Origin of the sequence: Alicyclobacillus fodiniaquatilis (assembly GCF_042678105.1) — a bacterium.
GTDB classification, from domain to species: Bacteria; Bacillota; Bacilli; order Alicyclobacillales; family Alicyclobacillaceae; genus Alicyclobacillus; species Alicyclobacillus fodiniaquatilis.
In genome coordinates, this window is record NZ_JBHUCX010000074.1 from 1 (window position 1) to 12949 (window position 12949).

Consider the following 12949-nt stretch of genomic DNA (forward strand, 5'->3'; position numbering starts at 1 on the left):
ACTATAACCGGCTCCTTTTCGTATTGTGGCTCTGCACTGGTTATCCCAAATTCAGTGTAACCCACGTGCTTACGAAATGGGGCCGGCCTCGTTCATTATGACTAGCCTGCTCCTTGTGCGCAATAGCATTGCAAATCTAAAAACTGTATGATTATTCATTAATCATATCGCACAATTAGGGGATTTTCGCCCCCGTTTAGCGACAAAAACAGATTCAATCCATTTCGCCTTCGTAAGGGTTCGCATACAAATCAAAGTCAAACTCGGCTCCGATATTTGCCGCAAAGTGAATTACGCTTTTGTCCAAGTATAACGAAGGTGTTTCCCCGTTGTTGATTACAATGACAATAAAGAACTTGCATAACAGTGAGTACGTTTTCAATATCCCAGTAATCACCGTTTCTTTGCCCACCAGTTGACCTATTACTTGTTGAAGCTGTTCGTTTACATCTAAAGAGTCTTGATAACCTGTACTTAATTCCCACGCGGATTCCTTATAATGCATCTTTGAACGACGATTAGGGATTAAATCTCCCTTTGTGTAGGTCAGTATAGGTGGAACCCCTAGTTTTTGTGTTACAACTTCCAACGGAAACTCATCACCAAATATTGTGAAGTACACCATAACCTCTGTTCTTTCCACGCCGAATACCAATCCTCCACAACCAAATCTTGTTCAACTATTCCGCTCCGTTTGTTCAGTAACGGAACGTCCGCTAAGGGATTTTTCGTCGCCTTCTTGAATTAACCCAATAGTTCAAGATTACTGTCGCTCATAAAATAGGGTTAAGTTCAAACCATTTTTTAAGCAGTGCTACGTCTTCATCAACGTTTCTAATCACTGCAATGTCTCCCCAAGTATTTGGAAGGAAGGTAATATAAAGCATACCAAGATTGAAAATCCTTCTGAATGGTACGAAGAGGGCAATGGACTCGATCTCTTCGTCACTCATTGCTCTGACCTTGTTGTATCCATTTAGAAATTGATGCTTTCGTTCTTCTCTCTTTTTCAGCTTGGTGACATCGCACCCCATTCCGAACGGAAACGCATACATCGAAATATCGTATGCCCTCCACCCTGTTCCGCAGAAATCAAAATCAAATAGGATGGGGCTGTTGTCATTACCAACCCGGATATTTCCGCTGTAAATATCGCCGTGGCACATACCATATTGCGATTTCCTTACAGGCAAAATGGCTAGTTTGCTTTTGAGATCTTTAGCGATGGATTCCAAAAAACCTATGTCAAACACATGAATGTCTGAGAACTCTCTAATAGCGTGCATTGCACGGTCTATGAATAAGCCCGCGTCTAAATTCCAGCGGTTTCCTCCCAGATTGACTGAATCCCAAGCCCTGTGGATAGAGGCAACATATCCTCCTAATTGCTCGTTTAGTTCCGCAGTCTCCTCTACTTCGCTAAGGCCATGATTTCCAACTGACGTAAACAGGACACCAAATCGATTTCCATTGGCGGTATTGAATTCCGAAATGAACTTTCCATCGCATCTGACTACGGGTAGGGTGGTTTCTATATCGGACGCTTTAAGATGATTGAGCAAATCAATTTCATCTTGGATTTCTTCTATTCTTCTTATACCTTGGCGGTATACCTTGAAGAAATACTCATTATTGTATGCAACAACCTTATATATGTCATGGAGACCTCTGTAATACAATCGGCACTGTAGTGAAGAACTATTGAAATACTCTTTCGCTATGTAATTACAAAGTGCATTTGCAGATAACAAGGACATCTCGCTTGGGAAACAATTGTCTAACATCGCCCCACTCCGATCTGCCGAGGGCCTATTAACCGATTCAATTCGACGTTCAACTCTGCTCATGTTCACTCGCCTTTCATCTAGGAAATTGATTCGCTTACTTGTGTCGCTATCCTGCCCGAGAGTCCCGTTAGCAGGACATCGAACAATTTGTATTTTCATGCAACCATTTATCAACTCGCCCCTTTGGCGACGGAGCTTTGAGCTACAAAATTTATGTTACCAAGCAACAAAAAACGGGTGCTGACTTTCATCCAAAGTTAACTGAATCCGCTCTCGAAATGTGTGCCAAGTGATCATCTCCATAGCTTGTTCAATCGTGAAATACCCAACCTCCAAACTCTCTTCGGACGTTGTCAGCTCCCCTCCGATTGCTCTAGCTAGCCACATTGTTGCTACTACACCTTTCTCAAGATTTTGAAATATACCGCAGAACTTAACGATCTCAATCTCGACTCCAGATTCCTCCTTAACTTCACGAACGGCTGCCGACTCAATTGATTCACCAAGCTCCACCACACCCCCAGGCGGTTCCCATCCTCTCCGAGGTCCTTTTATGAGTAGAATTTCTCCATGCTCGTTCACTACCACTGCAGCTGCGGAAACCGAGTGTTTGGGCCACTCTGACATTTCTCTTCCCCCCTTGATAATTTTTACATTCCCTAACCGCACACTTCTGATCGTTAGTCAACAGGCAGAACACACCAATCGCAGTTGCAGCAACTTGCCTTTACACCTGATTTTACCACTCCTTTAGCCGATCCTCTCACCAATAATTGCTCACATCCTTTCTCAATCATATGAACGCTTACTTTTCTTACAGTAACGGACAAACAAGTTGTCATGTAGAAGATCGAATCGCCATTTCCGAAGACAACCCACCTGACCACATGTAACCATTTTCCATATCATCTCTTGACACAATGACCTTCGCTACTCCGTCATATTTGGTGAAAGCGAAGGGAGAAACCATCATGAACAGTCATATTAGAGCCATTGCAACAGCATTGATTGGCATTACATTGCTGACAGGCTGTGGAACAGCAAACAATAACTCCACATCAAATAACATCGCGGCCAAGACGACATCAGGACAATCACAAACGATCAAAGCAAATATGACTAACACTGCGTTGGTCAAGCAAATCAGTCCAACAAGCCCTCACAGCCACGCCCTGCCCGCCAAGCCAGACAAATACACTGCATCGCCAGAATGGGTAACAAGCAAATTGGTCTACGTCATTGGATGGGATAAGAAAACCAATCCTAAACACGCTCTGTTCGTGTCGCACAATGCAGGGCATTCATGGACAAAAGTATCAACGCCGCTTGGAGATAACATTTTTCAAGTCCATTTCCAGACTCCTACCACTGGCATTATCTGCGGAGCGATACAGAACAGTGAACTCATAATGTATCGCACCAACGATGGTGGTACGCATTGGATAGAGGAGTCATATCCATCTCGTATAACACGAGGTGCATCTACATATGGCGCTCCACAGATTTCATTCGTAACGCTGGATCACAAGCTGACTTGGTTAATGGCAACATGGAACGATAACCAGTTCCCAAGACATGCACTTTACCATAGCGACAACAATGGAATTACATGGGGATACTCCAACAATAATTCGTCCATTGCAGCAGAAGGCTATCTGTCCAACTTTTACGCACCAGATAGACAAACAGCTTACTTCGTCAGTTTTTGTCCTCAATGTGGCATTCCAGACACAACAAACATGACTGGTACAAACACGCTAGAAATCACACATGACGCGGGGCGGACATGGACAAAAATTGCTTTGCCATTCACAGGAGAAAATCAAGTTCAAAAGTTGGTGTTTGCCGACAACAAGCATGGAACTGCGATTGTGCGAGATGCGATGACAAATGCAGTTACAAATTACGCCACCAATGATGGCGGATACCATTGGTCAAAAGAGCAACCTATTGGGCGTCAGTAATTTTTTTCAACACAAATATTCACCCAACTGGATCTATCTTTATAGGTAGCTGGGTGAATATCCGTATTACACACTTATGTTACAAAAAAATTCTAAATTGTTCACGGAACTCATTGACATGGTGTGCGGGATGGATGATGTGCCCCGATGTCTTAATTTTGAGTTTTTCGCATGTAGTTCTTGCATGATTTCCAACCGTTATGATGTGAATACTAGGAAATAAACCAAGAACCTTTAACAAGATTTCCTGTCCCCACGCTTTTTCAGCTTCCTTCGGGGCGCGATTCTTCATTTCTCCATTTACCATTTTATAGGGGTGAAGGGGGAATACATTCCACAATACTGGTGGTTTGGGCATCCGATTTATCATTTGCCAGAAGTAACTGGCCGACCCTTCATAAGAGTGTCCTTCAGCCATGAACCGAGTTCCATTAAAGTGATGGTTTGTAATTCCATCTCTAATTACACGTTCAGAGGTAAATGGTATCCCTGTCAAAGCACATCCGTGAACACCAGGTGCTTCTCCTATAAACATATAGCTAGGGCGTTTCCAAAATAAAGCATTGAAATACTTTTCAAGGTTGGATTGCCGTAGGGAAGAGTCCTTATAGAAATTATTCACCGAAGGGAACACTTTCTCACTCATCTCTCCTATAATTCCCCATACCTTCTGATCAAAGATTTCTTCTACAAAGACTTCTTGGTGCAACCACCCATCACCATTTGACGAAGCCCCTTCCCCTTTCTCAAGTATATTTCTCTCTACTGTTCGTTTAACTTTAATGACCTTTCTCTCCATGCTGTTCCCCTCCGACGCTACTAATCCTGCATTTGGACAAATTGTTTATGACTGTCATATTTTTTGATCCAGCTAAAATTATCTGTGGCTCACCTCGAATCTCCTTATTCTTACATTCTTGATTCGTTGTGTCCACCATTTCAGCCTAACACCATTGCAAAGGTATGTCTGAACGTATGCGGAGACACGCGCACCCCTTGAATATTTGCAAGCTTCCCATGGTCTTGAATACGCTCTTGCACATTTCTGGTTGACATAGGTATATTATCAATGGTCAGAAACACCTTGTCTTCCCCTTCAACATCTCCCCGAATAGAAATATACTTTCTTAGCGTTGCCTTCATCTTTCTTTGAAATGGAACGAGCCGTTCCTTATTGCCTTTGCCCAATACAAGAATGCTACTATCCGCCCAACGTATATCTTGCAGTTTCAACCCCACTATTTCTGAAACTCTCATTCCAGTTTCCAGTAAGAGCAACATAATGACATGATCACGAAAGCCTGTGAATGTATTCTTGTCTGGAGCCGACAGCAACAAGTTCAACTGGTCACGCGAGAATGTCTCGATAACGGTTTTTTTCGTCTTCAATAGCGACAATTGCTTAGCTGGATTTAATGACGAATACGCTTCATTCAACAAAAAATCAAAGAATGCTTTGCAAGAACGAATGCGTCCGTTTACGGTGACTGGCGATAACTGTAGTGTTTCAAGCATGTGAAGAATGTAGTTTTCCTTAAGCATCTTTGTTGTGATCTGGTTTGGAGTCGTACTTAACCCTTGGCGTTCAAGAAATGCCCTCAAGGTGTGGAGATTTTCCCGATGCCATTCTATGGTACGTGGCGCTCTGTGAAGTATCTTTTGTTCGTTAATAAACAATTCCATTGCCGTGTCAAAATCCAATACCTGATTGGTTTGGATACTGACCGCTGTTGTGGCTCCTACACTGTCCTCATGGGTTTTTACAACATTCTTTCTACGTGCCATCGTCATCGTTCCTCCTATACGTGTGTGGTCTGTTCAAATCACCGCACACATGTCATGGAACTACGAAGCCGTACGTATCGTAATGTAAACAACAAAAAGGACTTTCGGGCGAAAAACCCAAAAGTCCTTGTGGCACTAGGTATTCCTAGTTGATGTGGTGTCGAGGGCGGGACTTGAACCCGCACGGGTCTCCCCACACGCCCCTCAAACGTGCGCGTCTGCCGATTCCGCCACCCCGACATATTCGTTTGACCCGGAAAACGTGTCAACGCAACTGATTATATACTGTCAGCGTACAAGCTGTCAACACGAATTTACCAAGTCATTCGTCGGACAAATCATTGCCGAAATGACTCACGAAAGCTCGCATAACAACACTTCGACACCCATCGCTTCAATCTGTTTGACAATCTCGGAATCTGCCATCTTACTGGTAATCAGAACGTCCACATTGGCAAAATCGCTGAAGGAAACCAATCCGCGTTTTTCAAATTTGCTGTGATCCGCCACGACGACGACCTTGCGCGCCACCTCTATCATCGCGCGTTTGACCTGCGCTTCGTAGACATCGACACTCGTGAATCCCTTGTCCAACGTGATCCCCGAAGCGCCCAAGAACACAATGTCAGCGCTGAACTTCCGAATTTCCTCTTCCGGATAGGGTGCAATCAAACTCATAAAGTTTGGATGCAGCTTTCCCCCGAGGACAAATACCGAAGCATGTTGGTTCTGGCTCAACGAATCTGCCACTGTGATGCTATTCGTCACAACCGTCACTTGCTCACTATCCGCCAGATACCTGGCCACGCAGGACGTGGTGGAACCGGCGTCGAGCATCACCACTTGTTCAGTCCCTACCATGGCAGCCGCACATCGACCAATTGCGTCTTTTTCCACGGCCAGATGCACTTTGCGCTGCTGCACAGAAGGCGCAGGCGTTGGCGCCACATCCACTTCATCGGCCAAAATCGCCCCACCGTAGTTTTTTAACGCAATGCCCGCGCGTTCCAACTCGTGCAAATCCCGGCGCACGGTCTCTTCGGACACCTCAAACATGGTGACCAAATCAGCCACCTTGACACTTCCATCCTGCATAAGCAACGCTTTGATCCGCTTGCGGCGCTCTGCGACCAGCATATTCTCTATGTCCCCTTTACCTGACCGCTAAGCTTTTATGCACTTTCGCTTAGGTGGTCAATCGCTTTCTTGATAAAGTCTGCCTGACCGAAGCTGCCTGATTTTAGTATCAGGAAGAATGGCGGTTCCGTCAAGGAAATACAAGACGGCAAACCCGGCTCAATCTCGCGCCATACCGCCATCGCATGCACATCCAATTGCTTGCAAATGGCTGCAGAAGTCTCTCCGCCTAAAATCACAAAGCGGTTCAAACCCGGCAACTGCGCGCGCGTCTCCTGCACAATTTGCGACAGTGTGTCTGCCACCAATCGGCCAACCGCCTCTGACGTCATCCCGCGCCGCGCCCCGGCTTCCATCGTCGCTTCAAACGCCTGTATGCTGTGACTGGCGTGCAAAATCGGGTTGCGCCGCGCCTTTAGATGTTGCACAAAATCCCCTGTAAGACGGTCGATCTCGCTGTGTCGCGCTGTCTCATCAAATAAGATGGTCGTCTCCAGTTCAATGGTCGGCGTTCCCTGCGCTTTCATATAGGCCACCTGTGCCTTTGTCTGCGGCGTCAAACTCCCGGCGACACAACAGATGCCATATCCGTTTTGCACTGGCAGCGTCATGTGAACATCCAGCGGGGACTCAGTCGTCGCCAACGCGGCCAATTCCTCCGCAATCGCCGAACTGCCACAAATGATGCGCTCCTTGGCCACTGCTTTGGCAATCACGCCTAAACTCGCCTGATCCACCACGTCCAAAATCAGATAGTTGCACTTCGCTCGCATCTGTTCAATCTGTCCCCGCAACGCCACTTCACCTTGGTCGATCACCTGATGGGTAATCAGCGCGACTTTCCGCTTGGTCTGGCTCTGGAGAATCCCCACCAAATCCGACCTGCGCATCGGATGAATCGGATCGTGACGAAACGCCGAATCCTCCAGCTTTTGGCCTGCGACATAGTGGATGCCATCGACGGTCGTGCGGCCATTTTTGGGAAACCCGAGGACGACGACGGCAAATTCAGCATCCAATTCATCCAGCATGGCGTCAAATTCAGCGCCGATGTTGCCACGAAAGACGGAGCACGTCTTGTTAAAAAACTGCTGATACCCGACTGAGCGCAGTTTTGCCGTCGCCTGCCGCACCTTCGCGTACGCGTCTGCCGGACTGTCCAAACGGGAATTGGTGTCGATCACGGCCATCGCAGGCAACCTCATACCCTGCGACAGCAATTGATCCCCTGCGCCGAGTGAATACACGTTGGCGGTCAAGTTGTGTTTGGCAAACATGATGCCAATGTCGTTTGCGCCCGTGATGTCATCGGCAACCACCCCGATGTTCACGTCGGCCACCTCCTGCGCGGTTTATAGCCAGCGTTGTCCAGAAAATCAGCGACAACCTGTGTACCGACAGGTTCCATGGGCAACTGACTCATCCGTGCATAGACGGCCATCTTCGCCACCATCTCCAGCGTTTGCAAGGCCATCCGCGCTTCACGAATGGTCGTGTCATATACGAGGACACCGTGATTCTCCAGCAGCAAGATATTCGCAACGCGCGCCTGTTCACGCACGGCTTCACCGAGGGCCACGGAACCTGGATGAAAATAAGGCACGCGGGCAATCCGTTCCAGGTAGTAAAAATCCTCAACAAACCAGTCGTTCGGCAACGGTTCTTTTGTGCAAGCGAACATGGTGCTGTAAAAAGGAGACGCATGCAAAATCGCGCCTACATCCGGCCGACTTTCATAAATCGCCGTGTGCATCGGCACTTCCTTCGACGGCTTGCCCACACCGTAGAGCGCGTCGGTCTGAACATCCACCTCGATAAAATCCGTTGCCTCCAGTTCACCGAGGTATGTGCCGCTCGCCGTGATGCAAAACTTCGTCTCGCCTGTGCGGGCGCTGATGTTACCAGAGTTCCCCCAGGCAAGTTGATTTTCCATCATGTAACGACCAACAGAAATCAGCGATTGGACAACTTCCCGATGATGTGAAGCTTCCATATACAACGACTCCTCTCATTGCAAAATTCCACTGTCGATCACGGCTTCTGCCTGTACTTTTGCAACGCTGCTGTCACGCATAGCTGTGCAGTACCTTTTGCAGCGGAAGATACCGCTCTGTGAAAATCTGCTGATAAGCAGTGTGACGTAACGGGTGAAACGAAACATGTGTCTGCGCTTGTCCAGAAAAACCAGCCGCCACTTCAGCCAAACTGCTGTACAAGCCACATCCGACGCCCGCCAACAGTGCCGCGCCAAGCAACGTGGCTTCGACAGTGTCGGACACACGAAGTGTACAACCCATCACGTCCGCTTTGATCTGCAGCCAATGACGATTTTGACTTCCCCCGCCGCTGATGGTGATTTCACGGATGGTGTCCTCCAGTACAGACATGGCGCATCGGCGGATCGACTCCACCTCATACGCCGCACCCTCTAGCACTGCTTTCAACACATGCCCGCGCTTGTGCGCCTGCGTCAGACCCAACAACGCCCCTGTTACACGGTCATCCAGCTTTGGCGCTCCAGCCCCAGCCAAATAGGGGAAGTAGAGCATGCCTGTCGGTTCATCCCCCGCCTCCTGCACATACTGCAACAGCGCCTCGTAGGAGAGCGCCGGTTCGGCAAACTGCTGGCGAAACCATTCGACAGATCCACCCGACGCAGGTACAGACCCCAGCCAAAACATCTGCTTGGGAATGACATGCAGCCCGAAGACCAGCCCCGATTCATAATCTTTGCGCGTCAGCCGACGTGCCGCAAACGTGCCGAGCAATGTCTCAGCGGTTCCCATGGAATCCAGCACATCGCCTGGCGCAAACAGTCCTGCGCCGAGTGTGCCACAGAGATGGTCATGACCTGACACACAGACGCTTGGTTGACTTTTGCATCCAAAGCGCTGGACAAACGCGGACTGCAGCTGACCGACTGGCCGTCCACTCGGCAGGACGTCTGGAAACAGACTTTGCCGCAGGCCAAAATGGCGGAGCCATTCCGCGTCCCAGGATAGATCATCAATGCGAAACGCGTGCGTTCGCGCCGCCAACGTGTAGTCGGTGGCCAAAACACCTGTCAGCCGATACATGACATAGTCGGCCATGGACAGCCAGACCGCCCCTTCGGGTATGCTGCCCATGTGCGCCTGCAGCCAGAGAATTTTGCACAGTCCATACTTGGCGTTGGGCCGCAATCCTGTGCGGGCAAACAGTTCAAAAACGTCGGCCTCCGCTTCGACAAAGGCCGCCTGGCTACTGGAACGACTGTCAAACCACGGCACAAATGGACTGCACGCTTTGTCCGTTTTGACATCAAAAAGCAAGCCGGTTTCAGCCATACTCGCAATGCCAATGGTGGCCGGTGCTACGCCAGGCGCGTGGGCAAACAACTCGTCCAGCAAAGCGAGAATCGTGGCGAAAATCTCATCGGGATCGTAATAAAAAAGCCCTTGTTCATCCTGATGCGTCACGGTCGAGCGGCGCGCAATATGCAGCGTGCGCCCTGCGGCATCGAAGACGCCTGCTTTGACGTGGGTCGTGCCGACATCCACACCGATGATGGCTGTCATGGATTGGCCTCTGCCGCCTGCTGTGCCATGATTTGTTGCACACGCGCCATGCCAAGCCGCGGGCTGGTCAAGTAGTATGCCTGCTCATGCGCTGGCAGGTTGGCCACGGCTCGCGCCATCGACGCCTGCGCCAAAACCACGACATCCACCTGCGCTCGCAGGGCAAACAGCGCATCGAGCAAAACCCGATCATGTGCGTCTACATCGCCCTTTTGCAGTTGACGATATGCCTCGTCCACCAATACCGGATGGATGGTCACCTCACGGCCGCTGCGGGCTGCGCTCTGCTCCAGCAGGCGCGTCGTCGGTCCCAAGGTCGTTGCGAGTGTAGCCGCGACGCCGATACGCGGCCCAAACGTCAGTGCTTTCTCCGCCATTGCGCTGTCGATGCGCAACACCGGTATCGGCAACTGCGCCTGTGCGCGATCCGCCAGTTCGCCAACAGATGAACAAGCCGACAGAACGCAATCCGCCCCTTGCTTTGCAGCCGTCTGGGCGTAGAAAAACCAGCGCTCTTCAATCTCCGTCAAATCTGCGCCATTTTGCTGCAGTTGCGGCAGAATAGAGTCGTCCACGATATTGAACACGCGCGTGGTTGGCATCATCTCCTTGGCAAGTTCGTTCAATGACGCTACCGTGACGGGGGTAGTGTGAATGATGAAGAGCGTGTCGCTCATACATGTCTCGCTTCCTTTCTCCCAAATGTATTTCTTACCATTTACTTCGCTGCGCCAAAAGTCCCTGCCTTCCCGGCACTGCCGAGGAACACGTTCATTTTTTCCGCAACCACTTCGGCCACCGCATTGCGCCCAGCCACCAACTGGTCTTCCGCCAGGTTTTTGCACTCAGCATTTGTCATTCGATCCGCCCGACCCAACGCCGCCAACAGTGCAACTTCGAGATCCGTCGCGATGTTCACCTTGCTGACGCCGCCGCCAGGCAATTGGATGGCCGCTTTGACCATTTCCGCAGGCACCCCAGAGCCGCCATGCAAAACGAGGTGGACATCGGTTCTGGCGCGAATCGCCTGCAGACGCTCATAATCTACTTTCGGTTGGCGGACTTGGTAAACACCGTGCGCAGTTCCGACTGAAACCGCCAGTGCATCCACCTTGGTTTCACGCACAAACTGTTCTGCCTCATTCGGATCCGTGTACATTTCTTCATCCGTATCTGTTTCCACAAAGTCCGTGGTGCCAATCTTGCCAAGTTCCGCTTCCACCGAAACGCCTTGTTCGTGCGCAAATCTGGCAACTTCACGCGTAATGCGAATGTTTTCCGCCAAATCGTGTTCCGAAGCGTCAATCATCACAGATGTAAATCCAGCGGCAATCGCCGCCTCAATGACGCGAATATCCTTGGTGTGATCCAAGTGAAGCGTGATGGGCACCGTGATCTGAAGATCGCGCAGTTCGCGGAAAAACACTTCGCCAAACTCAGCTGGCTCAATGTGATAACGTTCCAATTCCTTTTGCGAGATTTGCACGATGGCTGGGGAATTGTTTTGCTGGCTCGCCGCCAATACAGGGCGGATCATCGGTGTATAGCGAGGAGAGAAAGAGCCAATGGCATACTTGCCCCGTTCAGCGACAGAGAGCGCCTCCTTCAGGGTATACAGGTTATCTGGTCGTTGCATCATATGTTTAAATGCCTCCCTAGTTTCGCTTTTTGACGTATATCGAGGTATTGTGTTGTTTGTTGATGATTATAACACATTCACCTTCCCATCATTCCACATGAAATAGGCTTATTCCAGTCAAAACACAGACAATTAAACCCACTGTGATTTCCACAGTGGGTTTAATGCCGCTATATACCACATTCGCCAAAAGTGGGACGCTCGGCGTGGGTTCTGTGTTTCGGTCCACATCAGCGCTGCGCAATATCGCCTTCGCTGCTGATTGCCAATCACGCGTTATTGCAAGTGCGATTGTAGCCACTTACAGCTGTTTGTGATGCTCTCAATCGGATCATATTGGCATTGATCCTGTTCGACAATCAGCCATTCTGTTCCGGACTCGCTGCTGACCGCCAACACACTCTCCAGGTCGATGTCGCCTTCGCCCAGTGGCATGGTCAGCGCCTTGCCATCCGCATCGACACGTAGATCCTTGAAGTGAACGAGCGGTACGCGCCCTTTGTACTTGTTGAGATATGCTAGTGGATCTTGTCCGCCGTGTTGCGCCCAACAAACGTCCAATTCAACTTTGACTGCAGCGCTGTCCGTGCCGCTAAACAGAGCATCGAACAACAATTGGTCACCCATGCTTTGTTCAAATTCAAAGGAATGGTTGTGATAGCCAAATACCAGACCTTGTTCGGCAAAACGTTTGCCAGCTTCGTCAAACAGCGCCAAGGTCTCCTGCCATGCCTCCGGCGTATTGCGGAATTCCTCGGGCATATACGGCACAACGACATAGCTGCTGCCTATCGTCTTCTCAAATGCGATGACCTCGTCAATGTTGTTTTTGACGCGATTGATATCTACATGGCTTCCGACCGCTTTGATGCCCAACTCGTCGAGCAAAGCGCGCAGCTCGTCAGCTGACAACCCACCATAGCCCGCAAATTCCACGCCTTCATAACCAATTGCAGCGACTTTGCGCAGCGTGCCGACGAAATCTTTCGCTGTCTCGTCGCGCAATGTGTACATTTGCAAGCCAATCCCCATTTTACGCATGAAAAAACCTCCCAGGCTCGTCTACGGATGATCTATTCT

The 12949-nt window shown here is 49.5% G+C and carries 13 protein-coding genes and 1 tRNA gene; 1 reads left to right on the plus strand and 13 read right to left on the minus strand.

Going from position 1 to position 12949, the window contains the following annotated elements:
• Positions 1-214 precede the first annotated feature (214 nt).
• The 3 genes from ACFSB2_RS18260 to ACFSB2_RS18270 form a co-directional block, all read right to left on the minus strand.
• Positions 215-643, minus strand: a complete 429-nt coding sequence (locus ACFSB2_RS18260) for a DUF4279 domain-containing protein (protein ID WP_377944525.1) — start codon at positions 641-643, stop codon at positions 215-217.
• A 130-nt stretch (positions 644-773) separates the two neighbouring features.
• A complete protein-coding gene (locus ACFSB2_RS18265) occupies positions 774-1847 on the minus strand; it encodes a phosphotransferase enzyme family protein (RefSeq protein WP_377944526.1) in 1074 nt (357 codons plus the stop codon).
• 156 nt (positions 1848-2003) lie between these two features.
• Entirely contained in the window at positions 2004-2414 is a 411-nt protein-coding gene (locus tag ACFSB2_RS18270; protein WP_377944527.1) for an NUDIX hydrolase, read from the minus strand.
• A 344-nt stretch (positions 2415-2758) separates the two neighbouring features.
• Between ACFSB2_RS18270 and ACFSB2_RS18275 the strand changes: the two genes are divergently transcribed.
• Positions 2759-3751, plus strand: a complete 993-nt coding sequence (locus tag ACFSB2_RS18275) for a beta propeller repeat protein (RefSeq protein ID WP_377944528.1) — start codon at positions 2759-2761, stop codon at positions 3749-3751.
• A 79-nt stretch (positions 3752-3830) separates the two neighbouring features.
• Here ACFSB2_RS18275 and ACFSB2_RS18280 read toward each other — a convergent pair whose 3' ends face one another.
• From ACFSB2_RS18280 to ACFSB2_RS18325, 10 genes are all read right to left on the minus strand, one after another.
• Complete coding sequence (locus ACFSB2_RS18280; RefSeq protein WP_377944529.1) at positions 3831-4550, minus strand: uracil-DNA glycosylase; 720 nt, start codon at positions 4548-4550, stop codon at positions 3831-3833.
• 140 nt (positions 4551-4690) lie between these two features.
• Complete coding sequence (locus ACFSB2_RS18285) at positions 4691-5536, minus strand: tyrosine-type recombinase/integrase (RefSeq protein ID WP_377944530.1); 846 nt, start codon at positions 5534-5536, stop codon at positions 4691-4693.
• A 155-nt stretch (positions 5537-5691) separates the two neighbouring features.
• Positions 5692-5776 (minus strand) — tRNA-Leu (locus tag ACFSB2_RS18290).
• Between the two features lie 114 nt (positions 5777-5890).
• On the minus strand, positions 5891-6673 hold the full coding sequence (locus ACFSB2_RS18295) for a DeoR/GlpR family DNA-binding transcription regulator (RefSeq protein WP_377944531.1): 783 nt from the start codon (positions 6671-6673) through the stop codon (positions 5891-5893).
• Between the two features lie 35 nt (positions 6674-6708).
• Entirely contained in the window at positions 6709-8004 is a 1296-nt protein-coding gene (locus ACFSB2_RS18300) for a four-carbon acid sugar kinase family protein (RefSeq protein WP_377944532.1), read from the minus strand.
• On the minus strand, positions 8001-8666 hold the full coding sequence (locus tag ACFSB2_RS18305; protein WP_377944533.1) for a class II aldolase/adducin family protein: 666 nt from the start codon (positions 8664-8666) through the stop codon (positions 8001-8003). Before ACFSB2_RS18305 ends, ACFSB2_RS18300 begins: the two co-directional genes overlap by 4 nt.
• A gap of 73 nt (positions 8667-8739) precedes the next feature.
• Positions 8740-10230 carry an FGGY-family carbohydrate kinase gene (locus ACFSB2_RS18310; protein WP_377944534.1) on the minus strand — a complete coding sequence of 497 codons (1491 nt, stop codon included), beginning with the start codon at positions 10228-10230 and terminating at the stop codon, positions 8740-8742.
• Complete coding sequence (locus ACFSB2_RS18315) at positions 10227-10907, minus strand: aspartate/glutamate racemase family protein (protein WP_377944535.1); 681 nt, start codon at positions 10905-10907, stop codon at positions 10227-10229. The genes ACFSB2_RS18310 and ACFSB2_RS18315 overlap by 4 nt, the downstream gene beginning before the upstream one ends.
• A 41-nt stretch (positions 10908-10948) precedes the next feature.
• Positions 10949-11869: a class II fructose-bisphosphate aldolase gene (locus ACFSB2_RS18320; protein WP_377944536.1), complete on the minus strand. Its 921-nt coding sequence runs from the start codon at positions 11867-11869 to the stop codon at positions 10949-10951.
• 276 nt (positions 11870-12145) lie between these two features.
• Positions 12146-12910, minus strand: coding sequence for a sugar phosphate isomerase/epimerase family protein (locus ACFSB2_RS18325; protein WP_377944537.1), 765 nt, complete (start codon positions 12908-12910; stop codon positions 12146-12148).
• Between the last annotated feature and the right edge of the window lie 39 nt (positions 12911-12949).

Bases quoted from the DNA above. Each gene is read 5' to 3' on its own strand.
- ACFSB2_RS18265 (WP_377944526.1), bottom strand. From the start codon at position 1,847: ATGAGCAGAGTTGAACGTCGAATTGAATCGGTTAATAGGCCCTCGGCA.
- ACFSB2_RS18270 (WP_377944527.1), bottom strand. From the start codon at position 2,414: ATGTCAGAGTGGCCCAAACACTCGGTTTCCGCAGCTGCAGTGGTAGTG.
- ACFSB2_RS18275 (WP_377944528.1), top strand. From the start codon at position 2,759: ATGAACAGTCATATTAGAGCCATTGCAACAGCATTGATTGGCATTACA.
- ACFSB2_RS18280 (WP_377944529.1), bottom strand. From the start codon at position 4,550: ATGGAGAGAAAGGTCATTAAAGTTAAACGAACAGTAGAGAGAAATATA.
- ACFSB2_RS18285 (WP_377944530.1), bottom strand. From the start codon at position 5,536: ATGGCACGTAGAAAGAATGTTGTAAAAACCCATGAGGACAGTGTAGGA.
- ACFSB2_RS18295 (WP_377944531.1), bottom strand. From the start codon at position 6,673: ATGCTGGTCGCAGAGCGCCGCAAGCGGATCAAAGCGTTGCTTATGCAG.
- ACFSB2_RS18305 (WP_377944533.1), bottom strand. From the start codon at position 8,666: ATGGAAGCTTCACATCATCGGGAAGTTGTCCAATCGCTGATTTCTGTT.
- ACFSB2_RS18310 (WP_377944534.1), bottom strand. From the start codon at position 10,230: ATGACAGCCATCATCGGTGTGGATGTCGGCACGACCCACGTCAAAGCA.
- ACFSB2_RS18315 (WP_377944535.1), bottom strand. From the start codon at position 10,907: ATGAGCGACACGCTCTTCATCATTCACACTACCCCCGTCACGGTAGCG.
- ACFSB2_RS18320 (WP_377944536.1), bottom strand. From the start codon at position 11,869: ATGATGCAACGACCAGATAACCTGTATACCCTGAAGGAGGCGCTCTCT.
- ACFSB2_RS18325 (WP_377944537.1), bottom strand. From the start codon at position 12,910: ATGCGTAAAATGGGGATTGGCTTGCAAATGTACACATTGCGCGACGAG.